A 25608-nucleotide genomic window follows, 5' to 3' on the forward strand; every position below is an offset into this window, starting at 1 on the left:
TCATAGTTTTGTATTATGTGACGATAGGGAGTGGATATGCCGAGACGTGGTGCGTTGCAAGCGGGGGAGAAGGTCCAGTTCACGGATCGCAAGTCCAAGAAAATCACTGACCAACTTGTCTCCGGCGGTTCGACGCAGACCGACCACGGCATCATTCTGCACGACGATGTTATCGGCAGAACCGAAGGCACCATCGTCACCACGGTGACTTCCAAGCGCGAAACGCAGATAAGCGGGGGCACGCCGGGCCATGACAAGCCGAAGCCATGGAAGGCGGCCCGGGCCATCGGCGGCTGGGATTATACGGTGATGCGGCCAAGACTGGCGGATTATGTGCTTTCGATGCCCCGCGGTGCGCAGATCATGTATCCGAAGGACATCGCCCAGGTCATTCAGCTCGGTGACATTCGCGAGGGGTTCAACGTGCTTGAATCCGGTGCAGGCAGCGGGGCGATGAGCCTCAACCTGCTTGACGCAGTGGGGGAGTCCGGTCATCTGACCACCATCGAGATGCGTCCTGAATTCGCCAAGATCGCCGAGGCCAACGCGACGCTCTATTACGGCGAACGCCCGGATTGGTGGGATTTGCTCACCGGTGATTTTGACAGTGTTGCCGCCACGCTACCCGAACATTCCTTCGACAGGATCATGCTCGACATGCTCGACCCGTGGAATCGGCTGGAACAGGCCTATCGTGTCATCGCGCCTGGCGGTGTGCTCGTCGCCTACATCACCACGACCACGCAGATGTCGCGGTTCTGCGAGGCGTTGCGCGAAGCCGGCTGCTGGACTGAACCGGAGATTCAGGAGACCTTCGAGCGCACATGGAAGGCGCAGGGCCTCGCCGTGCGCCCCGACCACCAGATGATCGGGCACACCGGTTTCCTGATCGTCACCCGTGCCATGGCTCCTGGTTTCCAAGCCCTGCGCAAGCGCGACCGCGCCACCAAGGACACGGTTACCGACATCGATTCCCTGACCCCGCAGCAACAGGCCGAACGTCTCGCCGATCTCGAACTGCGCGACATCAGCGACCGCAAGCTGCGCAAGGTCCTCCGCGACCTCGGTGACCAGTTGCATGAGATTGAACCGAATAGCAGTGAACACTAAGCAGTGATCATTTATAGATAATGCATATGTCGATTCCCCAAGTGTCATGCTTAAGCGGGAATAGCGGAATCTATATATAACCGAAATCTATAACGACACCTTAAGTGGACTGATGAGCTTAGAACGCCGATTTTTGATAGGCTTTCGATAGGCGTTGTCAACCACTGGAGGAATTATGTCAGCTCTCACATCGGTTTCAGGCTTTCCGCGCATCGGGCGCGACCGTGAATTGAAGAAGATCATCGAAGGCTACTGGAAAGGCAAGTCCAGCCTCGATGACGTACGCGCGACGGGCAAGCAGCTGCGGGCCGAGCATTGGAAGCTGCAGGCCGATGCCGGAGTCGACCTGATCCCCAGCAACGACTTCAGCTATTACGACCAGATGCTCGACACTGCCATCCTGCTGAATGTGATTCCGGAACGCTACCGTCGGCTTTTCTTTGAAAATCCCGAAGACACGCTGTTCGCGATGGGCCGTGGCTATCAGGGCCCGGAGGGCGATGTCACCGCGCTGCCGATGAAGAAGTGGTTCACCACCAACTACCATTATCTGGTTCCCGAAATCGACGCCGGCACCGAAATCAAGCTCAATTCCACCAAGCCCTTCGACGAGTTCAACGAGGCCAAGGCGCAGGGCACCCTCACCAAGCCGGTGCTGATCGGCCCTTACACCTTCCTCAAACTGGCCCGCAATCCGCAGGCCGAAGAGCTGGAACTTGACCGCGGCCTGGTCGACGCGGTTTCCGGCGTGTACGCGCAGATTCTCCGCAAGTTCGCCGAACTCGGTGCCCAGTGGGTACAGTTCGATGAACCGTATCTGGTACTTGACAAGGAAGACGGCGACACCGAGCTTTTCAAGGCGCTTTATTCCGCCATCCTGCCGGCACGCTCCGCGCTCGCGGGCAAGAGTGTCAAAGTCCTGCTCAACACCTACTTCGGCAACATCGCCGATATCTACGAAACCGTGAATCTCTTCGGGTTCGACGGGGTCGGCCTCGACCTGATCGAAGGACGCGACGAAAATCTCGCAGCCGTCGAGAAATACGGTGTCGCGCAAAACACCACGATTTTCGCCGGTGTCATCAACGGACGCAACATCTGGCGCAACAACTACGCGCAAAGCCTCGGTTTACTTGACGCGTTGAAGACCAAGACCGGCAGTGTGGCCGTTTCCACCGCCTCGTCCCTGTTGCACGTGCCATTCAGCACCGAAGGCGAGACAGACTTGAAGCCGGAGGTTTTGAAGCACTTCGCCTTCGCTGTCGAGAAGCTCGGTGAGTTGGTGGATGTGGCCAAGCTTGCCGATGTCGATGACGAGACGCGCAAGACATCGAAGACATTGGCCGGCAATCAGGCCTTGTTCGACGGCAGCCGCGTGGCACCCGATCCGGCCGTGGCTAAGCGTCTTGCCTCGTTGACAGAAAAGGACTTCGTCCGCCAGCCGGCCCGTGCCGAGCGCCGCAAAGCGCAGCATGAGGAGCTGAATCTTCCGCAGCTGCCGACCACGACCATCGGCTCCTTCCCGCAAACCCGCGAGATTCGCTCGATGCGTGCGAAGGCACGTAAGGGCGAGATCGACCAGAAGACCTATGACGATTTCATCGCCAGCCAGATTGACCAGGTCATAGCCCATCAGGAGCAGATCGGACTGGATGTGCTCGTTCACGGCGAATTCGAACGCAACGACATGGTCGAATACTTCGGCCAGCACCTGAACGGCTATCTCTTCACCAAGAACGCCTGGGTGCAGTCCTACGGCACCCGCTGCGTCAAGCCTCCGATCGTCTGGGGCGACGTGAGCCGCGCCGAGCCGATCACCGTGCGCTGGAGCAAGTACGCGCAAAGCCGCACCAAGCACGTCGTCAAGGGCATGCTCACCGGCCCGGTCACCATCCTCAACTGGTCCTGGCCGCGCGAGGACATCAGCAACGAGCTGCAGACCCAGCAGCTGGCGCTGGCCATCCGCGACGAGGTGCTCGACCTCGAGGCCGCCGGTATCAAGGTCATCCAGATCGACGAGGCCGCGTTGCGCGAGAAGCTGCCGTTGCGCCGCTCCGACTGGCACAAGAAGTACCTCGACTGGGCGATTCCCGCCTTCCGCCTGGTGCATTCCGCTGTCAAACCGACCACGCAGATCCACACGCATATGTGCTACTCGGAGTTCAACGACATCATTCGTGACATCGACAACATGGACGCCGACGTCATCTCCTTCGAGGCCTCCCGAGGGGACCTGGTCGTCCTCGACGCCATCCATGACGCGCATTTCGAGACCGAAGTGGGCCCCGGCGTCTACGACATCCATTCGCCGCGCATCCCGTCGACCAAGGAACTGGTCGAGCGCATCCACGCGATCCTGAAGAAGGCCGATGCCGGCCGTGTCTGGATCAACCCCGACTGCGGCCTGAAGACCCGCGGCAATGAGGAGACCTGGCCGAGCCTCGAGCACATGGTCGAGGCCGCCAAGACGGTTCGCGCTGAGTTGGCGGATGGTTCGCAGGCCTCGCGTAACTAAGGAAGATTGAAATTCATCAACGTGTGGCCGACATCAAGCAGAAGCAAACGATGCCGGCCACATCATTTGTCACAGGAGACAAGACATGCATTCGCCGATTTTCTCGCTTGAAGTGTTCCCGCCCAAACCGCACGCGCCGGTAGGCACCATCTATGATGCGCTTGACGGGCTGCAGGGTTTGGACCCCGATTTCATTTCGGTGACCTATCGTCATGGCAGCCATGCCAACCGGCTCAACACCGCCAGGATAGCCCACACCGTCAATGCCGACTATCGCATTCCGGTCGTGGCCCATCTGACCGCCCTATACAGCGATAAGGCGTCGGTCGACGAGGCGCTGGACCTCTTCCGAAAGGCCGGGGTCTTCGGCGTGCTGGCGTTGCGCGGCGATTATGTCGAAGGCAACGAGCCGTGCGGGGATTTCGAACATGCCAGCGATCTGGCCGCCTACATCCGCCAGCATGACCCCGATATGCAGATCATGGGCGCCTGCTACCCGGAATGCCATCTGGAGGCCTCGTGCCTGGAAGTCGACGTCGACAACCTCAAAAAGAAGGTGGACGCCGGCGTCACCCATCTGATCACTCAGCTGTTCTACGACAACGAGGATTTCTACCGTTTCCTCGATCTGGCGCGCGCCAAAGGCATCGACGTGCCGATCGAAGCCGGCATCATGCCGATACGCAGCGTCAGATCGATCAACAACATGACCAAGCGCAACGGTTCCAAGATTCCCGCAAGGGTGCGACGCATCGTCGACAAGTGGGGCGACAATCTGCCTTGCCTCCAACAGGCCGGCATCAACTACGCCTCCGAACAGATTTCCGATCTGGTGGCGCACGGCGTCGACGGCATCCACCTCTACACGATGAACCGTCCGGCGATCGCACGCCGCATATGGTCCAACGTCGAGCAATTGTTCACGATCAAGGAATAGGTTTGCACCAGCGGTCAATTCATGTTGAGCGTGCGAGCAAAAACGTGACCCGGTTGTAGATTGGGATTATGGAAGCTTCCAAGGAATTCGAAATCACGACCCATGACCTGATTCATGCAGGGGTGCAGAATCTCGGGGACGCTCGCGACCGGTTCGCGCGTCTGGCACAGCTTGGTTTCGGCGGCGATTGCTTGCAGAGTATTCTCGATTCCCTGCAAAAGGCGTGCGACCCGGATGCGGCGCTGTATCATCTGACGGAACTCTATACCCCGGACTCAGACCCGGAGCGTTCGGATAGCCGCAACGAGACACTCAAGGCGCTTCTTCACCGGCCCGAGGCGTTTTCGCGGCTCATTGCTGTGCTCGGTTCCTCGGACGCGCTTGGCGGGCTGATGCGTTCCAACCCTGACTTCGCCCTCGCAGCCGGTTGTGATCCCTGCCAGAGCCTCGGCTTTACTCGCGACCAGCGTATCCTACATATCAGAACTGCCGTCAATGCCGCAATCTCCACATCATCTGGTTCGTCTGTTTCCTCCTTGAGTGTCGGTACCGAAGCGTTGCGCAGGGATTATTACCTTCAGCTATCTGCCATCATGGCCGAGGACGCCGCTGCAGCCGATCCTGTCAAAATTCAACCGAGAATCAGCGCGATGCTCTCCGATTTGGCCGATGCCGCCATCACTTCGGCGCTGGATATCGCCAATGAAAATGTTGACCAGAGCGAGTATTGCGGGTTCACCGTCATCGGCATGGGCAAGCTCGGCGCACAGGAACTGAACTACGTCTCTGACTGCGATCTGGTGTATGTGGTCAAGGCCATCGAATCAGAGGAAACCGAAAGAAAAATCGATAACGTGACGCTGACCCGCATCGGCACGAAAATCGGAACCTTGCTGCAAAAAATCTGCCAATCGGTCATCCCCGGTGTCGCCATGCCGCCGTTGTGGCAGATCGACACCGCCTTGCGCCCGGAAGGCAAGGACGGCCCGCTGGTGCGCACGGTCGATTCGTGTCGCGTCTATTACGAGAAGTGGGCCAGCAATTGGGAGTTCCAGGCGCTGCTGAAGGCTCGCATTGTCGTCGGTGACGAAGAGCTGGGAAAGGCCTATCTCGATCTGACGCGTCCGCTGGTCTGGTCGGCGTCGAAACGCGATAATTTCGTCTATGACTGCCAGAAGATGCGCAAACGCGTCGAAGACAATATTCCTTCCGATCTGCGGGACAGGGAAATCAAACTCGGCAAAGGCGGGTTGCGCGATGTGGAGTTCACCGTGCAGATGCTGCAGCTGGTCCATGGCCGCTCCGACGAATCGTTGCGCGGCCGGTCCACGTTGGGTGCGTTGCAGGCGCTTTCGGCCGGAGGATACGTCGCGCGTCCGCAAGCTGCAAGGCTCGATAAGGACTATCGCTTTGAAAGAGTGCTGGAGCATCGGGCGCAGATGTGGGAGCTGAAACGCACGCATCTCTTCGCCGACCTCGGCAAGGTCAAGGAGAACGAACTCGATATCGTGCGCAACGCCGACACGCGTGCGATAGACGGCAATCCGGAACTGCGCCGTATGGCCCGTGCATTCGGCCTGCTGCCCGATCAGCTGGTACAACGTTACGACAAAGTCCGCCGTGAGGTGCGCCGTCTTCACTCCGATATCTATTACCGGCCGATGCTGCCGATCGCGGCGCAACTGGACGACGATCAGATCACCTTAAGCGACAAGGCCACTCGAGAGCGCTTTGAATCCATCGGCTTCGCCGACCCGGATGCCGCCATGCGTCATGTCAAGGCGTTGACCGAAGGGGTTTCCCGTGCGGCCAAGATCAACCGCATTCTCCTGCCCTCGATACTCCAATGGCTGTCCCAAGGGCAGAACCCGGACATGGGGTTGTTGCAATGGCGCAAGCTCGAGGAACGTTTCGGCGGCGGCAGCCAGTATCTCGGTTTCCTGCGTGATTCACCGCAGGCGCTGATCAGACTGTGTCATATCCTCTCCAACTCGAGGCTGCTGGGCGACGCGCTCAACCAGTCCATCGAATCGGTGACCTGGCTCGGCGATGACGGGATGCTGATGCCGCGAACCCGTGAAAGCCTTGATGTGCGCTCGCAGGCTGCGGTGTCGCGTTATGCCGACAACATGAACGATTTCGCCGCTTCCATCCGTGCGATGAGACGGCATGAGATCGAACGCATCGGCCTTGGGTGGACTTCCGGTGTTTTCGATGACGGTACGGGATTGGCCGGTATGACCGATGTCTACGATGCCGCCATCGAAGCGGCTCTGCAATGGTCCATCCGTCATCAATGCACTGAAATGGGGTTTGATGCCGCTCCGGTGGCCATCAGCGTCATCGCCATGGGCCGTTATGGCGGCCAGGAGGTCAATTTCTGCTCTGACGCGGATGTCATCATGATGTATCGTCCGATGCAGGCCGCAAGGGGCGAAGATAGCGATGATTGCGCAAAAACGGCTGCCGACTTCGCGCGCAACGTGGTCAACGACCTGCGCAACATCCTGCAGGGGCCTGCCAGCCTGGAGCCGAAAATCGACCTCGATTTCGGTCTTCGTCCGGAAGGCAAGAACGGGCCGCTGATCCGCTCCTATGAATCGTGCCGCGACTACTACACCAAGTGGTACAGCACATGGGAACGTCAGGCCTTGCTGCGAGCGAGGTATGCCGCGGGCGATGCCAGATTGGCCAAGGATTTCCTCACCCAGCTTGCCGACCCTCTGCGCTATATGGACCGGGCGTTGACGGACGAGGAGATTGGCGAGATCCGCAGGCTCAAAGCGCGAATGGAGGCGGAGCGTCTGCCACATGGCGTGAAACGCAACCAGCATCTGAAACTCGGGGCTGGTGGGCTTTCCGATGTCGAATGGACGGTGCAGCTGCTGCAGCTCGAGCATGCGGGGAAGCATGAGGGCTTGCGTGTGCATTCGACGCTGGCCGCGCTTGATGAGCTTGAGCGGTTGGGATATATCGGTGGCGATGACGTCGACGCGTTGCGCAGAGCGTGGAAAATGCTGACCGCCGCCCGCAACGGCAATTATCTATGGGGCGCAAGGCTTTCGCAGGCCGATGTGCTGCCGTCGGATTTCTACGGGCTCGGGGGAGTAGCGACGTTTCTTGGATATGATGCAAATCGAGGCCAATACTTCGGAAATGATTTGCAGGCGGTGATGCGCCGCTGCCGCGAGGTAATGGAACGTCTGTTCTATGGACAGTAAAAGGCAGTGCTTTATACTATGTTTGGCATCAGCGTTTTACGTATCCATTCATGATGCATTACCGAAAAAGATAGTAGAAAATCTTTCTCTAATTCCATCTTGAGATATGCCCTGGTTGCCAAGCCAAGTAGAACTGAAACGGGGTGTGGTGGGACTTGGATATCTTTTCCACCGTACCCCGTTATCGCTCAATTAGCATATTGTTTTTTGTTGGTCCAATAATTCTTGGTACATGGGCAGCAAATCGACACCGACTCCCGCGTCATGCGATACCGGCATCAGACCCTGAGTTACATGTAAAGGTGTCGTATAGTCTTTTTGATAATAACGTTCCGTTGCCGATAAGTCGCCTGGATAAGCAAAATCAGTTAAGCTGGCTAAGGCCAAATTGGCCGCGCGCCCAATGCCTCCCTCCAGCATTCCGCCGCACCAAATATCAAAACCCAACTGGCGGTGCGCCATGATCAATTCTAAAGCTGGTGTTAGCCCACCAATTACCGCCTGTTTGACACTAATGATTTGACCTAATTGTAATCGCCAAGCATACTTGGCTTGGTCCACACTGGTGATCGGCTCGTCTAAACAAATTGGAGTGTGCATCTGCTGTGCCCATTTGGCGCTAGGTTGGGGCACCGGATCTTCGATAAAAGTCAGCTGCAGGCGATCAATGGTTGCCGCCAGATCTTTGGTCCACTGCAAGCTTTGATTGGCGTCTACTGTCAAAGACTTTATTGACGTTCGTTGACGCAAGCGACCGATCCTCTGCAAATCGGCATTGCCTTTAACCTTTAATTTGATACGCTGATAGCCTTGTTCCTGTGCTTTTTGGGCAGCCGCTAGCAGCGGTTCATCGTCTTGGAGGCCCAAACTGATACCCACCGCCACATGATCCTGCCATTGAGCATGAACTTGCTTGGCTAGAACCGCGGCTAGTGGTAGCTGTTGTTGCTTGGCGTAGAGATCCCAAACCGCCATATCCAAAGCGGCTTTGGCAAAATGATGTCCCTTTAAAACTTGTAAATGCGCATACAGGTCTGGTGGTGTCGTAAATTCTTGATTTCGCACCACAGACCACAAATACTGTCGCAACACCATTTGCTCGATGGCTTGCGTTTCATTCGTGTAAAACAGTGTGGTGAATGCTTCCAGCTCGCCATAACCCCAATTGCCGTTTTCATCACGTACAGCGACCAAAGTCACCAGGCGTTCGCTTAATGTTTCGTGGGCGGATACAAAAGGATGCTTGAGATGGAGGCGAATCGGTAATAATTTCAAGCCCGTTAGACGCATGGCAAAAACTCCTTCAATAGTCGGCAATACGACTGCGGCTGTTCCAGATGTACATTATGCCCTGCTTGGGCAATGACATGTAATTGAGCTTGGGGTAGCCGGGCAGCCATTTGTCGCATAATGCCTTGGAATTTGCGATCCTCTTGTCCCGTTATCAACATGACTGGCAAAGATATTTGCGCCAGATATGGCCACAAATTGGGCATCACCCCGGTCCCCATACCTAATAAACTAGCAGCCAAAGCTTGCGGTTCCTGACTTAGGCGCTGTTGCCGCACTTGTTCTTGTAACTGTGACGGCAAGGTTTTTTGCGAGGCGAATAGAGGCAGCTGCTCCCAATGTGCCACAAATTCAGCCAACGGTCTGGTTTGCAAAAACCGTGCTTTTGCCTGATCTTGTCGTTGTCGTTTTTCCCGCTCTTTTGCGGTCGCCAATCCTGCTGTACTGCTTTCCAGTATTAGCTGTTGGACCAACTGTGGATATCGCCAGGAAAAATATAACGCCAGACGGCCGCCCATCGAGTAGCCCACAAGCCGCAGCGGTTGTTCAACTTGCAACTGTTGTAAAATATTTTTTAAATCCACGGCTTGACGAGCCATTGCGTAAGATTCGGCCTGTGTAGGCTTGCCGCTTTGTCCATGACCTAACAAATCAGGTAACAACGCCGTCCCTTTGATATGCCGTGCGATAGGCGCAAAATCTTGGCCGCTCCCCATAAAGCCATGTAAGAACAACCAATACGGTTGCCCTGCTCCGTAAACGGACACGTGATATGAATTTTGACCCACGTTAATTTGCATGTGGCAAGTCCTTGATGGCGTGCGTAACTTGTTGCGCCAATTGCTGTTCAAAGGAAACCAGTGATGCCCGTTGTGTCGCCACTTCCAAGATGGTCAAACCCTTGACGGGAGCGTGCAAAGCGCTAGTCAATTGATCAAAAGTCGTTATTTGACAGTATTTGGCTTGATACAAACGCGCAATGGTGGCAATATCTAAATCCAAAGGAGTACCAAAGACTTTTTCGAATTGTGATGTTTCATGGGCTTGGGGTAGGAACGAGAAAATGCCGCCGCCGTTATTGTTCTGGACGATAATCGTCAAATCCAATTGATATTGACGCGCCATCATCAAACCGGTTAGATCATGGAAGAAGGCCAGGTCGCCGATGTATAAATATGCCGGCTGATGTTGTGTGGCCATGGCCAACGCCGTCGAATTAATCCCATCTATCCCGTTGGCGCCTCGATTCGCCCAAAGCTTGACCGGCGCAGCAGGCCAAAAATAATCGTCAATTTCACGAATCGGCATTGAATTGCTGACGAATAAAGCGGCGTCTCGTGGTAAAGCTTGTGCAAGACCAAAAGCTACTTTGGGTTCCGTTAAGGTATGTGTCTTGCATAGATGAGATTGTAACTTTTTTTGAATTGTTTGGTCCAATTGCTGCCACTGTAAAAGCCAGCTCTGAGATGCTTTTTGCAAATGCAACTTGGGCAGAATGGTGCTTGGCTCAAAAGGAACAACCAGATCGGTCTGCAAGGTGTGATCCAAAAAACTGCGCTGGGCATCGAGATAAACCGTCGTAATTTGGGCTTGCGTCAACCACGAACTCAACGCCGCCGAAACAGGGGTGGCTCCCAAGCGCAGCACCACTTCGGGGTGATAGCTCGCAGGTAGGGATGCCATATTTTTACAAATCCAGTCCCCGGTAGACAGAACTTCGGGGCTTTGTCCCCGTAAGCCGCTCAAAGGATCGGCCAAAATGGGCCAGTGATAGCGTTGCGCAAATTGGCAAATAACCTGACTGCCGGTGGCGCAATTGAGTGCTGGGCCAACTACCAGCAGGCCCTTTTTACCCGATAAATATTGCTCAACCAGTTGTAATAATGCCGGTTCAGGCAAAGTCTGCGGCTTCGTAAAAATCGGCCGCACTTGCAATGAATCATCGGTCACATCCAGATTAGGTAATAGCGGCTTTTGCAGCGGCAGATTCAAATGCACTGGTCCTTGTGGATAAGCAAGGGCTTGATACACTGCCTTTTGCGCGATATAAATATTGTATTTGATCTCGTTCAGTGTCGTTGCAGATTGCGGCATGACCAACCGATAGAAAGCTTTCACCTGCTGCGCGTACATATAATCCTGCGTCAATGTTTGAGGCGCACCGACTTGCTGTAATTCAGGTGGACGGTCAGTTGTCAAAACAATCAACGGCACATTGCTTGCTTTCGCTTCACAAATAGCTGGATAATAATTAGACGCCGCTGTTCCGGATGTACATACCAGCAATACCGGTTGTCCGCTCGTTTTCGACAGGCCGAGAGCGAAGAAAGCCGCTGAACGCTCATCGACATCGACATACAATTGCAGTTTGCCTTGATCTTCTAATTGCCCTAATAGAATAGCCAACGGAGTCGAGCGCGAACCCGGCGAAAGCACCACTTTTTGCACGCCGGCGACCAAAAAGGCCTGTAATAAAGGGCGCAATTGTCGTGTTAAGTAAGCATATCCATCACTCATGATTTTGCTTCTTCAATCTTTTATTTGAAAAATCGACAGTAAAGACTGCATTTTGTGTGTCGTTTCCTGTAATTCGGTCGTTGGCTGTGATGCAGCTACGATTCCGGCACCGCCCCATAACGTTAATCCCTGATCAGTTAACAAACCACTGCGAATACCAACCGCCCACTCACCTTCTTGGTCTAAACTGAAATAACCCACAGGCGCTCCATATAGGCCGCGCCCTTGGGGCTCTAATCGCCGAATGATTTTTGGGCCAATCGTTGCGGCGTACCCGCCAAAGCCGGTGTGGGGTGTAAGATGGCCAAAACTTTCAGCGGGTCATACTTGCCGCGTGCCACAATCGGTGTATAGAGATGCTGCAAATTAGCTGTGGCTAAAATTCGCGGCTGCGCTTCATGGCTGACCTTTAAGCATAAGGCACGTAACCTTTGATCGAGCCAATCCACCACGAATTTGTGTTCTGCCAGATTTTTGGTGTCATGCAATAATTGCTGTGCCAAAGCCTGATTGGTTGACAAATTCCCACTGCGCCGTGTTGTCCCAGCCAGCGCACCCGTTAAAATCCGTTGCGGCTGGAACCTTACCAGTCTTTCCGGTGTCGCGCTGATGAAACTAGTATCATGATTGCGCAATAGAATGTGGTAAACGTGGGGGTGTTGCTGACGCAATTGCAACCACAGGCTTTCGGGCACGCTTTGTTGGACGTGCGCCTGGGCAGTCCGCGCCAGAACGACTTTTGTCAATTGGTGTTGATGGATACAATCCAGCGCTTGTTGGACCCTATGCGTCCAAGCTTGCGGATTGATTTCATGATAGCCATCAATGCAACCTTGCTGTGCCGGCAAAGCTGGCTGGTTTTTCAGTTCTTGGCCCAGTTGATCAATCGCGCTGGAATCGGCGTCGATTAAAGTCAAACGCCATTGCTGCTTTTGATAATGCACCAAAATGTGTGGCACAAACAGTAAGCCGCCACTTAACGGACCCCAATTCTGCGTACGACCATCGGCTTCGTCAAACAGGAAACTCCCCACTGCTTTAACATCGTGCCAACTACTTGATGGTGTCAAAATTAATTGTTGGGACAGATTCTGGAACCACTGCCGTGCCGTCGCAAAAGTTAGTTGGCTCACCCGTGGCTGTAAAGCCACTCCGCTCGCGAATAGGCGTTGCGTGCGTGCGGGGTTCTCCCAAGCAAAAACTGGGCCAGTTTGTTGTTGCAGCCAATGCATGACCTGCGTCGTTTGTAAAGTTTCCTTAAGCTTGATTGTCTTAACTTTTAAAATCGTCGCCAAGGAAACAAGCCTCTTTCCTATGCCTAAATGACAAAACGTTGACTCAGCTACCTGTGTCGGAATTATACTATTACCTATTATCTGCCGTCAATGCTAACCGGACCTTACAATTACAAGTGAGACGTTGGCGTTGGCATATCCATTCATGATACATTACGTAAGAAATGACAGAAGTCCCTTTCCTGACTACGGCTTGGTCACATATGTCGAACATGCGCAGACACGAGAATACGTCCTGCGCGTGTCGCCGCGTGCGGGTATCTTGTGAATGGTCACATGAAGTGGCCACCTTCTTCCAAGAGAAAGGTGAGCCGATGCCGATAACACAAAAACCTACGAAGAATCCCGCTGATGGGGGCGGGCGATCATCATTGGTCGGTTCCAGCGTGGTGACGTTGGATAATATACCGATTCCGGAGATTCGGGTATTGCTTGACAAAGCGCAATACATTGATTCCCATAGAAAAGAAGTGGCGAACACCTGCACAGGCCGGGTGTTGGCCACTTTGTTTTATGAGCCCAGTACGCGCACGCGCCTGAGTTTCGAGACCGCGATGCTACGGCTCGGCGGCAAGGTCATCGGCTTCGCCGGCGCCCAGCTTTCCTCGGCCACCAAAGGCGAGACCATCCACGACACGGTGAAGGTCGTCTCGCAGTACGCCGATCTGATCGCCATGCGTCATCCCAAGGAAGGCGCCGCACTGGTTGCCGCCCATTCCTCGGATGTGCCGGTCATCAACGCCGGTGACGGCGGCCATATGCACCCCACGCAGACCCTGGCCGACCTTTCCACCATTCAGGCGCGTTTCGGGCGCGTCACCGACCTGACCGTGGGGCTGTGCGGCGATCTGACGTTCGGGCGTACCGTGCATTCGCTGATCGAGACCCTCTGCCGCTTCGGCAACATCCGGTTCGTGCTGATCAGCCCCGACGAGCTCAAGACCCCGCAGTACGTGCTCGACCGCATCGACGCCAGCCCGACCTGCTCCTACGTGGAGGCGAAGGATTTGTCAGCGGTTATCGGCGACCTCGATGTGCTCTACATGACGCGCGTCCAGCAGGAACGCTTCTTCAACGAGGACGATTACCTGCGCCTGCGCGACACCTACATCCTTGACACGGCCAAGATGAGGCTTGCCAAACCCAAGATGGCGGTGCTCCACCCGTTGCCGCGCGTCAACGAGATCGCCAAGGAAGTCGATGACGATCCGCGTGCCGCCTACTTCGAGCAGGTACGTCGAGGCATGCTCATGCGCATGGCGCTGGAAAGTTCGGTGCTGGGCGACGAACTGCCCGGTTACGAGACAAGCAAGGAGGTGTTGGCCTGATGGAAGTCACAAGCATCACCAACGGCATCATCATCGACCACGTTGACGCGGGCACGGCGCTCACCGTCCTGCATTATCTCAAGATCGACCCGACCACTACCAAGCTGGCGCTCATCATGAACGCGACCAGCCATGCGCTGGGTGCCAAGGACATCATCAAGCTCGAGGACGTCGAAGGCCTGAACCTCGACGCGCTCGGCTTCATCGCGCCGCACGCGACCGTCAACATCGTCCGGGGCGGCCGAATCGTCGACAAGGCGAAGCCGGAGCTGCCCGAACACTTGGTCGGTGTCATCTCCTGCAAGAACCCACGCTGCGTGACCACCGCCGAGACGGGATTGGAGCAGCGGTTCCACCTGGCCAACGCCGAACGCCGTGAATACCGTTGCGACTATTGCGACGAGGAAGCACAGCGGTAACGAAGTCGCTTGTGGCCGAAATCCGCTGTGTTGATTCGGATTTGGGCACAGGTTCCAACGCTTGGTTGCGCAAGTAAGCAAGCTGGAACACATAAGATATAACCAATAGGCGGTTACTGATAGAACGGAATGCACATGCTGACCATTCATGACATTGCGGTGTGGGACACCGGCGAGCGCATCGATCTCGTTGTGCCTGAAGTCGACGATGAACGCTTGCTTACTGAGTCGGGTGCTATCGTTTCCGGCGATATCGACGGTTCGTCGCTGATAGTGGCGCCGGGACTTGCTGACCCGCATGTGCATTTTCGCGACCCTGGTCAACTTGATAAGGAGACCATGCTTACCGGTGCGCAGGCCGCTGCCGCCGGTGGCTATACGTGCGTGCTCATCATGCCAAACACATTGCCGGCGGCCGACGGACGTGACATCAATGTCCAGGAAGTTGTAGATGGCGGCGAGGAACTCAAAGAAGTAGGCGTCTACAACACGCTCGATTATCTGCAACGCTACGAGCAGTTGCACGACGTAAAACTTCCGATTCGTTACGACATTTCCGTCTGCGCTTCACTGGGACGTGCAGGAAAACTGCCGATTCGACCGGCCGATTATGAACGCTTCATGGATTCCGCCAGCCAATCACTGCGAAGCGATAATACCAATGTGAAGACGATCAAGAGCACAGATAATCCTCTTATGGAACATCCGCTACGTGCAATCACTGACGACGGCTCAGCTATTACCGACGAGATACTTGATGCTGTTCTGGCTGATTCGAAAGCGACAGGACTGCCGGTTTTGGAGCATTGCGAGCATCACGATTCCGGTGCCATCAACGATGGTGCGATTAGCAGGAAACTCGGTATCGCAGGTATTCCTGCGCAAACCGAACTGACGATCGTCAACCGTGACATCGAAGCGGCCCGGCGTACCGGCGCCCACATCCATTTCCAGCATGTCTCGACGGCCGGAGCATTCGATGCCGTTCGCAAGGCCAAAGCCGAAGGCTTGCCGATCACCTGCGAGACGGCACCGCATTATCTGGCGTTGTGTGACGAGGACATATTGAAGTATGGCACGATGGCCAAAATGAACCCGCCGCTGAGAAGTGAAGCGGACCGCCGTGCCACGGTCGCCGCGATCGCCGACGGAACCGTCGATATGATCGCCACCGATCACGCCCCGCATACGGCCGAGGAAAAGGCTGCCGGGCTGGTCGATGCGCCGAACGGCATCATCGGATTGGAATGCGCGTACGGCGTCTGCCGCAAGGTGCTAGTCGAGGGCGGTGCCATCAGCGACGAACGGCTGATCGAACTTATGTCGCTGGCTCCTGAGCGCTTGATGGGCCACACGCCGACGGATATAGCGATGCTCCTCAACACCTCTGCAAAATGTGCGACGAAACGAACGCTGGATTTGAGTAAGGTCGAACATCCCGAAAACGTCGAGCTGACCTTGATTGATACCCAGTGAATGGACGGTCGATTCGTCCCGGTTCCATTCGAAGGGACGCAACACTCCGTTCGACGGTTGGGAGCTTATGGGCAGACCCATGGCCACGATCATCGGTTCAAGGTTGGTATTTAGCCGGTTACCGGATAGTTTGGAGAACAAGCAAGACGATTCGATGACGGTTTAAACGGAATTCAAACTGATATACAGGTAAGCATAACAGTCAAAACAACTGTAATAATCAATAACAGAACAGTATCGATAGTGCAGAAAACGAGGTAGAACAATGGATCGGCTGATTGAAGCCATCGAAGCCAAAGACAATCCCAGCGTCGTCGGGCTGGATCCGACGCAGGCATTGGTTCCTGTGCAGGCGTGCACTATGGAGATTGAATTCAACGAAAAGGATCTCGAATCATTCGTTGAGGGATTGGGGAGGAGCAACAATCGCGACGACCAGCGAGTTCTGGCTTCAATAAACAACGCTGACGGCATAGATGCCAAAATGAAGGTTGCCAAGGACGTTTTGGAAAGTGATTCGGGTGCCCAGATTGTTATGGGTTTTTACGAGTTCAATCGTGCGATTATCGACGCAGTGAAGGATATCGTGCCGGCCGTCAAACCGCAGATCGCCATGTACGAGGCATACGGTTCCATCGGTTTAGACATCTATCGCTTGACCTGCGAATATGCACAGGAACAGGGGCTGTATGTGCTTGGCGACATCAAGCGAGGTGACATCGGTTCGACCGCCGCCGCCTATGCCAAGCATCTGACCCGCATCAACTCACACGAAGACGACTACAATGGTCGCCCATGGTATGAGGATGCTGTCACGGTCAATCCGTACTTCGGCACTGATGGCATCATCCCTTTCACCGACGCTGCCAAGCAAACCGACAAGGACGTGTTCGCGCTGGTGCGCACCTCAAATCCCTCCAGCAAGGAGATTCAGGAACTCGAACTCGCAGACGGGGACAAGTTGTACGAGCATGTAGCCGATCTCGTGGAAGGCTGGGGTGCGGACTCCATCGGCAAATATGGGTATTCCCGGCTTGGTGCAGTTGTCGGTGCGACTCACCCCGAACAAGGCAGGGAACTGCGCGAGCGCATGCCGCACACCTTCTTCCTTGTTCCCGGCTACGGCGCGCAGGGTGGCACCGCTGCCGACGCCGCACAGATGTTCGACAAGAACGGACGGGGTGCCATCGTCAATTCATCCCGTGGCATCATCGGTTCCTGGAAGAAGTCGGGGAGTATCGCGAAGATATGACCAAGGAAGAGGCGCTTGACTTGGTCGGTCGCAGCGCACGGGCCGCAGCCATCGCGATGCGCGACGACTTGAGAAAAGCCCTGCATTGAAATAGCAACTTTCAAACTTATTAATCAACAGAATTTTTCAGAAGGAGAGACATGAACGCAACCGCTTTTATGCCCACTGTCACCACGGAAACCGTCGAACGGCAGGCTGATGCGGCCGGGAAAAAGCCCGGCAGGCGCACTGATGAAGTAATCGCCGCTTCCATGCTGTCCGAAGGAATCTATGAGCTGGTCATCCGCGACCCGTACGTTGCTCGAACCGTTCAGCCGGCGCAATTCGTGAATCTCTATCCCGCTGACGCCACGATGGCGCTGCCTCGTCCGTTCGGCGTGGCCCAGGTCGAGGGCGATGACGTGACACTGATCTATCAGATTGTCGGGGCGGGAACGGCCGAGTTTTCGCTGCTACAGGCCGGCGATGTCATTGACGTACTCGGACCGTTGGGCAAGCCGTTCGATACCACTAAGCCCGCGAATTATGTGTTGGTGGGCGGCGGCCTTGGCGTTCCGCCGCTGCTGTATGCAGCACAGAAGCTCAGCGAGTGCAACGATGGTAGTGAGGTCACTTCCGTTTTTGGCTATCGCAACGCTCGTTTTGCCGACGATTTGGTCGCGCCTTATGCCGACCATGCTCACAGCATCGTCAATGCCCAAGGCAACGTCGTCGATTTGCTGAACGACATTGAAGACGCATTGAGCAATGCCGGTCAGCCGCCGGTGATTCTTTCCTGCGGGCCAACGCCAATGATGAAAGCCGTTGCAGCTTGGGCAAGCAAGCGTAATATTCCTGCACAATTGAGCCTTGAGGCGCGGATGGGTTGCGGCTATGGGGCGTGTGTGGCCTGCGTGGTCGATACGCCGAGCGGAAGATTGAAAGTCTGCAAGGATGGCCCTGTTTTCACCACCGAAGAACTGGGATGGGAGGCGTGAGTTCGATGACGGATACGACGAACGAAAGAGCTGCTGCGATGAACGAACACATGAAAGAGGATGAACAAGCTAAACCGATGAACGTTCTCGAACCCCACGAATGGCGACACAAGACCATCGTCGCGGGAAGGGAATGGAAGAATCCGGTCGGCACGGCTTCAGGCACGTTCCAGCTCGATGCCTGCGGTGACTACTACTACGTGAGCCAGATGGGCGCCATCTGCACCAAGGGCGTCGCACCGGTGCCGTGGGAGGGCAATCCCGGGCCGCGCACCGCAGAATCCCCGTCCGGCATGGTCAATTCGGTCGGACTGCAGAATCCCGGCGTCGACCACTATCTTGTCGACGAACTGCCGCGACTCAAGAAACTCGGCGCCACCGTCATCACCAACGTCGCCGGGCACAGCGATGAAGATTACGCTCAGGTCGTCGCCAAACTCGCCGACTCCCAGGCCGACATGCTCGAGATCAACGTCAGCTGCCCGAACGTGAGCCATGGCGGCATGAGCGTCGGCACCGATCCGGTCGCGCTGAGCCGTCTGATCAAGCATTTGCGGGCGCTGACCAGCAAACCCATGATCGTCAAGCTTTCCCCGAACGTCACCGACATCGTCGAAGTCGCCCATGCGGCGGTGGATGCCGGGGCCGACGCGCTGAGCCTCATCAACACACTGGTCGGCATGCGCATCGACATCAACACCGGCAAGCCGATCCTGGCCAACCGCACCGGCGGCGTCTCCGGACCGGCCATCTTCCCGATCGCCCTGAGTTTCGTCTGGCGCGTGCGCCAGGCCATTCCCGGCATTCCGATCATCGGCATCGGCGGCATCGATTCGGGCGAGAAGGCGCTGGAATACCTGTACGCCGGTGCGAACGCAGTCGAGGTCGGCGCCGCGGCCTTGGTCGACCCGACCGCGCCGATGCGTGTTGCCCGTGAACTCGACGACCTGCTGGATTCGCGCCCGGACCTCGCCGCGAAACTCGCCAAAGGTCAGACATGGTAAGACGAATCCAAAGATTCAGTATTTTATGATGTTTATTAATATGAAAGGTTAAAAATATGACCGAAAACAAAACCAAATCACAAACTCACAATTCCCAAAAGCCTGCGATGACACCGATTGACCAGCGCTTCACCGAGTTTCTGCTGCAATCCGGAGCGCTGAAATTCGGCGATTTCACGCTGAAGTCCGGCCGGCAATCTCCTTATTTCATCAACGCAGGTGCGTTCAACGACGGCCGTAAGATTGCCACATTGGGTGCGTTCTACGCCGAAAAGATCACCTCGGCCATCGCAGGCGGCACGCTGCCGCACGACATCGCCACGATTTTCGGCCCGGCCTACAAGGGCATCCCGCTTGCGGTCTCCACATCCATCGCGCTGACCAGTATGCATGGCATGGAAGTCGGCTACACCTTCGACCGCAAGGAAAAGAAGGATCACGGTGACGGCGGCATCCTCGTCGGCACGCCGCTCAAGGACGGCATGAAGGTCCTGCTGGTCGATGACGTGATGACCGCCGGCACCGCTGTGCGCGAGGTGGTCCCGAAGCTCAAGTCCGCCGCGAACGTGGATATCGTAGGCCTGGTGCTGTCGGTCGACCGTATGGAAAAGACCAAGGATTCCGACATGTCCGCCGTCAGGTCGGTCGAGCAGGAATTCGGCTTCCCGGTGCTGTCCATCGCCAACGTCCGCGAGATCTTCGCCGCCGCCTCCCGCATGGTCACCGTCGACGGCAAGCCGTTGCTCGACGACGATATCAAAAAGCGTGCCGGCGACTATCTCGAGCGGTATGGTGCGTGATATGAAACATTGAGATAATTGGACAGTCGCGGTTGTTGGCACCGATTTCTTATGCTTGGAGTAAGGTTTCGCTAGTATTACGTAGACAAGGGAGACGCATGCGACAGGAATACACACAGCCGTTGGATAGTCCGATTGAAAGTGACAGGAACGTCTTCTCGCTGCTTGACGACCGTGCCAGGCGCACGCCTGACGAGTCGTTGATCGAGTATGTCGGCGATGACGGCAAGTGGAAGTCTTTTACGCCGGTGGAATTCCGCGACAAGGTCATCGCCCTTGCCAAAGGCCTGATCGCCCGTGGCATCAAGCCGGGGGATTCCGTGGCCATCATCGCTCACACCTCCTGGCAATGGACGGCGCTCGATATGGCCGTCATGTCGATCGGTGCGCTGACGATCCCGGTCTATGAGACCAATTCACCGGCTCAGGTGCGGATGATCTTCAACGATTCCAACGTCAAGATGGCATTCGCCGAAGATGACGTACAACGTGACAAAATCGATGTCGTGCGCGATTCCTGCCTTGATCTCAAGGACGTCTATGTCATCGCTTTGGGTGCCATCGAGGCCATCGAAAAATTCGGCCAGGGCGTCACGGACGAGGAATTCTGGCAGCGCGAAAAAGCGGTCAAGGGCAGTGATCTGGCCACCATCGTCTACACGTCGGGTTCCACCGGAACGCCGAAAGGCATCGAGCTGACCCATTCCAATTTCGTGTTCATCACCATCTCCGGCGTTCAGTTCATGCACGACGCCTTGAACAAGCCCGGACGCAGAATGCTGCTGTTCCTGCCGCTGGCGCATGTTTTCGCTCGATTCATGGAGCTGGTCTGCTTTGCCGGAAGCATGACACTTGGATTGTCGAGTGATCTCAAGACCATCCTGACCGATTTCCGCACGTTCAAACCGACCTTCATTCTCGCCGTCCCGCGTATTTTCGAGAAAATCTACAATGCGGCCTCGCAGAAGGCCGGATCCGGTGTCGCCGGTCATATCTTCTCGCATGCCGCGGAGACCGCCATTGCATGGTCGAAGGTGCAGCAGTCAGGTCAGCCCATTCCGTGGGTGTTGCGCATACGTCACGCCATCTACAACAAGCTGGTCTATTCCGCCATCATGCAGATCTTCGGCGGCAAGGTCGAGTACGCGGTATCAGGCGGAGCTCCGCTCAACGCGACCATCGCGCATTTCTTCAATGGCGTCGGTTTGCCGTTGCTTGAGGGATACGGTATGACCGAGACCTGCGCTCCGGCTATAGTCAACCCTCCCAAGGGGTACAGAATCGGCACTGTGGGCATTCCTCTGCAGGGCGTCACCGTCGGCGTGGATGAGACCGGAGAACTGTGCATCAAGAGCCGCGCGGTATGCGCCGGCTATCACAACCATCCCGAAATCACCAAGGCCCAGATCGTCGACGGCTGGTTGCACACCGGTGACCTTGGCTCCATCGGTGCCGATGGATTCGTGACGTTGACCGGTCGCAAGAAGGACATCATCATCACCGCCGGAGGCAAGAACGTCTCGCCGGCCGAGGTGGAGGCCTCCGTGATGGTTTCGCCGGTGGTCAGCCAGTGCGTTATGGTCGGCGATCGCAAGCCGTTCATCGCCGCGATCATTTCGCTGGATTTGCAGGAGACGAATACCTGGCTGAAGTCCGAAGGGGCGGAACCCGTCAAGGACTTGAAAGAGGCCAGCGAGAACCCGATCGTCCGCGCCGAGGTCGAACGAGCCGTCAACAAGGCCAACGAGCTGGTCTCGCGCGCCGAATCCATCCGCAAGTTCGAAATCGTCCCCGACGAATTCACCGAGGCCAACGGCATGCTCACCCCGAGTCTCAAGGCCAAACGCCAGGTCATCACCGAGCACTACAAGGCCCTTATCGACAACGTCATCTACGCGCCGAAAAGCAGGCAGTGACTCATAAGACGATAGTTGCGTTTACCGCTTTGGTGATGCGATAATAAGAGGTATCTGAAAACAATATCGATCATGGAGTTGTGATGACTGCCACAAAGAAGCCTGTAACCAAGTCAAAAGGAAAAATTGTCGGCAAATTGAAGACCGCTGCTGATATTGTTCAGCTTATTGAGCAAATCATTCCTCCTGAACAGGTGAAGCAGGTTGTGGGCTGGTTGAAGGACCAGCAATTCTCCGACAAGTTCATCGAGCTGACCAAGAAGATTCACTTTCAGGACAAACATGATCTGTTCGCAAAAGTCGAGAACCAATGTGATGCCGTTGAAGAATTGATTCGAACCCGATCCTCGATGCTTGCCGATGATGCGCCGATTTCCGCATGGCGAGTCGAGTTGGAGAAGATACGCACTGGCACTGAACTGGTCAAGGAAGCCAAAACTAACGACACGAAAAAGATCAAAGCGCTTGAAAAACGTGCCAGCAAGCTATACAACAGCGTGTTCATTGCTGTCATCGGCAAATAGCGTAGTCGTTTGCTCTGTTCCGTCTGGTTGCATAGAGAGAAGAATCGATGACTTCAGAAGATATGGTTCCTGTTCCGGATAATCAGCAATCCATTCAGGTCATTCAAGATGATCAAGAGATTATGGTGCTGGGTGACGATTCGGCAGTTGATGCTTGGCTGAAAAGTGAAGGGTTGGATAAAGAGCCTACACAGAAATTGAATAACCATGCCTTGCAAGCTTGTGGCACCGGTATTCAGGCTCTTGCAGACGCTTCTCAACAAAGCGGACGTTGGGTGAAGCTCACCAAAGAGTCGGCCGAGCAAATGAAAAATACGGTTCGACGGGAACCGGGGTATTGCGCAAGGAACACGGACAAATTGCCTATCATCTGAAGTTCAAGGATTTGACCAAGGTATCTTCGAAAGTCAATCCGGAAATGTTGGCGAATGTTGGTGGAGTCATGACTCAAATGGCGCTCCAGCAGTCGATGGATGAGATTACCGATTATTTGGCGGAGATCGATCGAAAAATTGATAACCTGCTTCAGGATCAAAAAGATCAGGTTATTGCTGATCTAGTCGGGACAGCGAACATGATTGACGAGACCATGACTATTCGTGACAAAGTCGGAATGGTGACTGATACCACATGGTCGAAAGTTGCCGATTGCCCCAAAGACTTGGCAAGTGCACAAAGCTATGCGTTGATTAAAATGAAAAATCTTGCAACTGATCTTTCGAAAAAGAAAGACGTAAAAGACTCCGAGAAGCTCACCGATACATTATTGAAAGAAGTAACTGACTGGAGTGCCGTTATCGCGAATTCGATCAATGAGCAAGATAAGCTGTATGTCATTGAGTTGGATCGGGTGATGGTTGAGTATCCTCAGGAAGTGTCGCAATATCGCGAGGGAATCAATGCGGCACGTAGAAAACGTCTGCATGATATTGCCAATGAAATTACCTTGCTGAGTAAGAATATTCAAGATTCAGCACAAATCATTCGTGAACAAAAAGTCTGGTCTCCTCGCAAAGTGACAAAAGCTTTGAAATCATTAAAAGAAACGAATGATCTTTTATCGGAATTCGCCGTAAAGATCGGTGTTGACACAGATTTTGTGGAGATTGAAATGGCGCCGCATTGGAAAGACGCTGCCGGAAAACTCATTGCTGATACCACCGTCGAAATTGGCGAAGGTGCAAAGCAGATAGGCAGTGGCGCAGTAAAATTTGGCAAGGGTGCTGGCCAGAAGCTTGGAGAAGGTGCTGAACTTGTCGGTGATTATGCCGGGCAGCTTGGTGAGAGTATAAAAGAGAACCAAAATAAATTAGCCGAAAAACTCGCTAGTGAACGTGCGAAAGAAACACAAAAACCTAAGACTGGGAAAGCCGAATCAAGGCCAAAGTTGCATGATTTGTTGTTAAAATATAAGGATTCCAAAGAATAGTGCTCGAGCCTAGGATCAGCAGAGTCAATCGCTTGAAGTCAATGTAAAAGATGGGATAAGGTAAATTCGCCCTGTATCCTGTTTGTCTGAAGCTCAAGATTCTGGCGTAAAAATATCCTCGATGTTGCAATTAAACAGTTTTGCCAAGCGAAACGCAAGTGGTAGGGAAGGGTCGAAACGGCCCTTTTCGATGGAGATGATGGTCTGGCGGCTTACGCCGACGGCCTGTGCCAACGCTTCTTGTGAAAGATGGAGTTGTTCGCGAAGTTGTGGAAGGTTGTTCTTCATTCCGTGTCCTTTTTACGGAATATGAAATAAGAACAAGTTCCTGTAACGATTCCGACGATTTCAAGTATCAGCAGCGCTCCTGCAGCCGTGGTTGCAGGAATAGGTTTATCGTAGAACGCTACCAGCATGACCAATATTACGTTGGCAAACAGTATTCCGATAAGGGCTGCGGCCATAGCTTTTGTACGCCATGCGTCTTCCACGTTCTCTTCGGGATGAGGGATTGCACCGGTAATGGTTGTTCTGTCTACGAGTGCTATCCAACAGAAGCAAACGCTGCAGCCGCCTACCAATATGGCCATTAATATGACAAAAGTCCAATCGTTGAATTGGGTTGGCTTCCTCATTAGAAAAGCTACGACTCCTGTTAACAGACCGATAGCGATTCCTACAAAGAACGATACGCTCCAAAGCGCGACTTTTCCTCCGCCGAAAATGGTCTTGGTGCCAAAAGCACTAGTTTTCAGGACTGGCGTTGCGGGGCTCGCTGTATCGCTTGCGTTTGTTGATTCGGTGCGCAATTCTTCTTTTTGGTTGGGTTCTTTGCTGCTCATAAAAATCTTTCGCTGTATCAATTACTTTCTTGGAAATATCTTTTTACTACGCGTTTTTAAAACCTAAATAGGCATATCGGCCTGCGGCTGTGAGGAACCCGACGATCAGGCTTACCGCTACAGCGAGATAGGCTATCTTCACATCAATGGGGTTGGCTGCGAACTTGAGGAGGAAAAGGACCGCAAAATCGCTGATGATCATCGCATCGAAGGCCCAGCTTTTTGCGCTTTCAAACCATGAATGTTCGATGTTCTCTTCGCTGGCGACTTCGGGGCCGGCTCCTTTCACGGAACGTTTATCAGCTAGGGCATCCAGCGCAAACATGCAGCCGAGAATCGCGATTCCGACCCCACTGATGACTCCAGCTGCCAACCTGTCTTTCCCAAGGTTCGTATTGAACAGGAACATGGCTATGCCCACAATCAGTCCAAGGACGCACCCGATGGCGATGGAGATTCCCCAAAGTATCACTTTGCCGCCTCCGAGAACGGTGCGGTTTCCGAATTTGCTGGTCTGCGGGGTGTTTTGTTCTGCTTTCTTCACATCGTTGCCGGTATTTTTCTTCCGTTCCTTATTCATCTCACTAGCTAAAGCTTGATCTTTGACTCTCATAATGCCTCCCTTACGTCCGTTGATTTTTGGTCGATTTCTATAGTAAAGCAAACTTTACTATGTAAAAGAAACTGTACATGGATGATTCCCGGTTGTCAATTTGATTTTGAACAAGATTATTTCAAATAAAGTTGAAATAAAAA

Annotated in this window: 21 protein-coding genes and 2 pseudogenes; 15 read left to right on the plus strand and 8 right to left on the minus strand. The window is 54.5% G+C overall.

Annotated elements, in window-relative coordinates; all coding sequences use genetic code 11:
• Nucleotides 1–36 precede the first annotated feature (36 nt).
• The 4 genes from OZX74_RS04340 (at nt 37) to OZX74_RS04355 (ending at nt 7783) form a co-directional block, all read left to right on the plus strand.
• Nucleotides 37–1110, plus strand: coding sequence for a tRNA (adenine-N1)-methyltransferase (locus OZX74_RS04340; protein WP_277157300.1), 1074 nt, complete (start codon nt 37–39; stop codon nt 1108–1110).
• A 175-nt stretch (nt 1111–1285) separates the two neighbouring features.
• Nucleotides 1286–3625 carry a 5-methyltetrahydropteroyltriglutamate--homocysteine S-methyltransferase gene (gene metE, locus OZX74_RS04345; protein ID WP_277157301.1) on the plus strand — a complete coding sequence of 780 codons (2340 nt, stop codon included), beginning with the start codon at nt 1286–1288 and terminating at the stop codon, nt 3623–3625.
• Nucleotides 3626–3710: 85 nt separating this feature from the next.
• A complete protein-coding gene (metF, locus tag OZX74_RS04350; protein WP_277157302.1) occupies nt 3711–4562 on the plus strand; it encodes a methylenetetrahydrofolate reductase [NAD(P)H] in 852 nt (283 codons plus the stop codon).
• Between the two features lie 68 nt (nt 4563–4630).
• Nucleotides 4631–7783 carry a bifunctional [glutamine synthetase] adenylyltransferase/[glutamine synthetase]-adenylyl-L-tyrosine phosphorylase gene (locus tag OZX74_RS04355; protein WP_277157303.1) on the plus strand — a complete coding sequence of 1051 codons (3153 nt, stop codon included), beginning with the start codon at nt 4631–4633 and terminating at the stop codon, nt 7781–7783.
• Between the two features lie 192 nt (nt 7784–7975).
• Here OZX74_RS04355 and menC read toward each other — a convergent pair whose 3' ends face one another.
• From menC to OZX74_RS04380, 5 genes are read right to left on the minus strand one after another with little or no spacing between them, the layout of a single operon-like run.
• Nucleotides 7976–9073: an o-succinylbenzoate synthase gene (menC, locus tag OZX74_RS04360; protein ID WP_277157304.1), complete on the minus strand. Its 1098-nt coding sequence runs from the start codon at nt 9071–9073 to the stop codon at nt 7976–7978.
• Complete coding sequence (menH, locus tag OZX74_RS04365; RefSeq protein WP_277157305.1) at nt 9064–9873, minus strand: 2-succinyl-6-hydroxy-2,4-cyclohexadiene-1-carboxylate synthase; 810 nt, start codon at nt 9871–9873, stop codon at nt 9064–9066. The genes menC and menH overlap by 10 nt, the downstream gene beginning before the upstream one ends.
• A complete protein-coding gene (gene menD / locus OZX74_RS04370) occupies nt 9863–11590 on the minus strand; it encodes a 2-succinyl-5-enolpyruvyl-6-hydroxy-3-cyclohexene-1-carboxylic-acid synthase (RefSeq protein WP_277157306.1) in 1728 nt (575 codons plus the stop codon). The genes menH and menD overlap by 11 nt, the downstream gene beginning before the upstream one ends.
• 12 nt (nt 11591–11602) lie before the next feature.
• Nucleotides 11603–11791: a chorismate-binding protein gene (locus OZX74_RS04375; protein WP_277157307.1), complete on the minus strand. Its 189-nt coding sequence runs from the start codon at nt 11789–11791 to the stop codon at nt 11603–11605.
• 32 nt (nt 11792–11823) lie between these two features.
• Nucleotides 11824–12885 carry a chorismate-binding protein gene (locus OZX74_RS04380; RefSeq protein ID WP_277157308.1) on the minus strand — a complete coding sequence of 354 codons (1062 nt, stop codon included), beginning with the start codon at nt 12883–12885 and terminating at the stop codon, nt 11824–11826.
• A gap of 371 nt (nt 12886–13256) precedes the next feature.
• On the opposite strand from OZX74_RS04380, the gene pyrB reads away from it, so the two are divergent.
• From pyrB to OZX74_RS04435, 11 genes and pseudogenes are all read left to right on the plus strand, one after another.
• Nucleotides 13257–14213 (plus strand): aspartate carbamoyltransferase, encoded by a 957-nt coding sequence (gene pyrB / locus OZX74_RS04385; RefSeq protein WP_277157413.1) that lies wholly within the window; start codon nt 13257–13259, stop codon nt 14211–14213.
• Complete coding sequence (locus OZX74_RS04390; RefSeq protein ID WP_277157309.1) at nt 14213–14632, plus strand: aspartate carbamoyltransferase regulatory subunit; 420 nt, start codon at nt 14213–14215, stop codon at nt 14630–14632. The genes pyrB and OZX74_RS04390 overlap by 1 nt, the downstream gene beginning before the upstream one ends.
• Before the next feature lie 135 nt (nt 14633–14767).
• A pseudogene (locus OZX74_RS04395) lies at nt 14768–16274 on the plus strand (dihydroorotase).
• Between the two features lie 243 nt (nt 16275–16517).
• Nucleotides 16518–17449: pseudogene (pyrF, locus tag OZX74_RS04400) on the plus strand (orotidine-5'-phosphate decarboxylase).
• Between the two features lie 69 nt (nt 17450–17518).
• A complete protein-coding gene (locus OZX74_RS04405) occupies nt 17519–18337 on the plus strand; it encodes a dihydroorotate dehydrogenase electron transfer subunit (protein ID WP_277157414.1) in 819 nt (272 codons plus the stop codon).
• Between the two features lie 38 nt (nt 18338–18375).
• Complete coding sequence (locus OZX74_RS04410; protein ID WP_277157310.1) at nt 18376–19341, plus strand: dihydroorotate dehydrogenase; 966 nt, start codon at nt 18376–18378, stop codon at nt 19339–19341.
• A 107-nt stretch (nt 19342–19448) separates the two neighbouring features.
• Entirely contained in the window at nt 19449–20141 is a 693-nt protein-coding gene (pyrE, locus tag OZX74_RS04415) for an orotate phosphoribosyltransferase (RefSeq protein WP_277157415.1), read from the plus strand.
• Nucleotides 20142–20239: 98 nt separating this feature from the next.
• Nucleotides 20240–22057 carry an AMP-dependent synthetase/ligase gene (locus tag OZX74_RS04420; protein WP_277157311.1) on the plus strand — a complete coding sequence of 606 codons (1818 nt, stop codon included), beginning with the start codon at nt 20240–20242 and terminating at the stop codon, nt 22055–22057.
• 83 nt (nt 22058–22140) lie between these two features.
• Nucleotides 22141–22581, plus strand: coding sequence for a hypothetical protein (locus OZX74_RS04425; protein ID WP_277157312.1), 441 nt, complete (start codon nt 22141–22143; stop codon nt 22579–22581).
• Between the two features lie 47 nt (nt 22582–22628).
• Nucleotides 22629–22955: a hypothetical protein gene (locus OZX74_RS04430; RefSeq protein WP_277157313.1), complete on the plus strand. Its 327-nt coding sequence runs from the start codon at nt 22629–22631 to the stop codon at nt 22953–22955.
• Entirely contained in the window at nt 22919–24010 is a 1092-nt protein-coding gene (locus OZX74_RS04435) for a hypothetical protein (RefSeq protein ID WP_277157314.1), read from the plus strand. Before OZX74_RS04430 ends, OZX74_RS04435 begins: the two co-directional genes overlap by 37 nt.
• A 93-nt stretch (nt 24011–24103) precedes the next feature.
• On the opposite strand, the gene OZX74_RS04440 is transcribed toward OZX74_RS04435, so the two are convergent.
• Genes OZX74_RS04440 through OZX74_RS04450 form a run of 3 tightly spaced genes read right to left on the minus strand, consistent with a single transcriptional unit; the run spans nt 24104 to nt 25465 of the window.
• Nucleotides 24104–24298, minus strand: a complete 195-nt coding sequence (locus tag OZX74_RS04440; protein ID WP_277157315.1) for a helix-turn-helix transcriptional regulator — start codon at nt 24296–24298, stop codon at nt 24104–24106.
• On the minus strand, nt 24295–24852 hold the full coding sequence (locus OZX74_RS04445; RefSeq protein WP_277157316.1) for a hypothetical protein: 558 nt from the start codon (nt 24850–24852) through the stop codon (nt 24295–24297). Before OZX74_RS04445 ends, OZX74_RS04440 begins: the two co-directional genes overlap by 4 nt.
• A gap of 46 nt (nt 24853–24898) precedes the next feature.
• The gene (locus OZX74_RS04450; protein ID WP_277157317.1) at nt 24899–25465 is read right to left on the minus strand and encodes a hypothetical protein; all 567 of its coding nucleotides are present in this window, start codon (nt 25463–25465) and stop codon (nt 24899–24901) included.
• Between the last annotated feature and the right edge of the window lie 143 nt (nt 25466–25608).

The sequence above is a fragment of the Bifidobacterium sp. ESL0798 genome (genome assembly GCF_029395415.1).
Lineage (GTDB): Bacteria > Actinomycetota > Actinomycetes > Actinomycetales > Bifidobacteriaceae > Bifidobacterium.

Excerpts from the sequence above, each read along its gene's own strand:
- menD (WP_277157306.1), bottom strand. The coding sequence starts at position 11,590 with ATGAGTGATGGATATGCTTACTTAACACGACAATTGCGCCCTTTATTA.
- OZX74_RS04405 (WP_277157414.1), top strand. The coding sequence starts at position 17,519 with ATGCCCACTGTCACCACGGAAACCGTCGAACGGCAGGCTGATGCGGCC.
- OZX74_RS04420 (WP_277157311.1), top strand. The coding sequence starts at position 20,240 with ATGCGACAGGAATACACACAGCCGTTGGATAGTCCGATTGAAAGTGAC.
- OZX74_RS04440 (WP_277157315.1), bottom strand. The coding sequence starts at position 24,298 with ATGAAGAACAACCTTCCACAACTTCGCGAACAACTCCATCTTTCACAA.
- OZX74_RS04425 (WP_277157312.1), top strand. The coding sequence starts at position 22,141 with ATGACTGCCACAAAGAAGCCTGTAACCAAGTCAAAAGGAAAAATTGTC.
- OZX74_RS04410 (WP_277157310.1), top strand. The coding sequence starts at position 18,376 with ATGAACGAACACATGAAAGAGGATGAACAAGCTAAACCGATGAACGTT.
- metE (WP_277157301.1), top strand. The coding sequence starts at position 1,286 with ATGTCAGCTCTCACATCGGTTTCAGGCTTTCCGCGCATCGGGCGCGAC.
- OZX74_RS04450 (WP_277157317.1), bottom strand. The coding sequence starts at position 25,465 with ATGAGAGTCAAAGATCAAGCTTTAGCTAGTGAGATGAATAAGGAACGG.
- OZX74_RS04445 (WP_277157316.1), bottom strand. The coding sequence starts at position 24,852 with ATGAGCAGCAAAGAACCCAACCAAAAAGAAGAATTGCGCACCGAATCA.
- pyrE (WP_277157415.1), top strand. The coding sequence starts at position 19,449 with ATGACACCGATTGACCAGCGCTTCACCGAGTTTCTGCTGCAATCCGGA.
- menC (WP_277157304.1), bottom strand. The coding sequence starts at position 9,073 with ATGCGTCTAACGGGCTTGAAATTATTACCGATTCGCCTCCATCTCAAG.
- OZX74_RS04340 (WP_277157300.1), top strand. The coding sequence starts at position 37 with ATGCCGAGACGTGGTGCGTTGCAAGCGGGGGAGAAGGTCCAGTTCACG.
- metF (WP_277157302.1), top strand. The coding sequence starts at position 3,711 with ATGCATTCGCCGATTTTCTCGCTTGAAGTGTTCCCGCCCAAACCGCAC.
- menH (WP_277157305.1), bottom strand. The coding sequence starts at position 9,873 with ATGCAAATTAACGTGGGTCAAAATTCATATCACGTGTCCGTTTACGGA.
- OZX74_RS04430 (WP_277157313.1), top strand. The coding sequence starts at position 22,629 with ATGACTTCAGAAGATATGGTTCCTGTTCCGGATAATCAGCAATCCATT.
- OZX74_RS04390 (WP_277157309.1), top strand. The coding sequence starts at position 14,213 with ATGGAAGTCACAAGCATCACCAACGGCATCATCATCGACCACGTTGAC.
- OZX74_RS04355 (WP_277157303.1), top strand. The coding sequence starts at position 4,631 with ATGGAAGCTTCCAAGGAATTCGAAATCACGACCCATGACCTGATTCAT.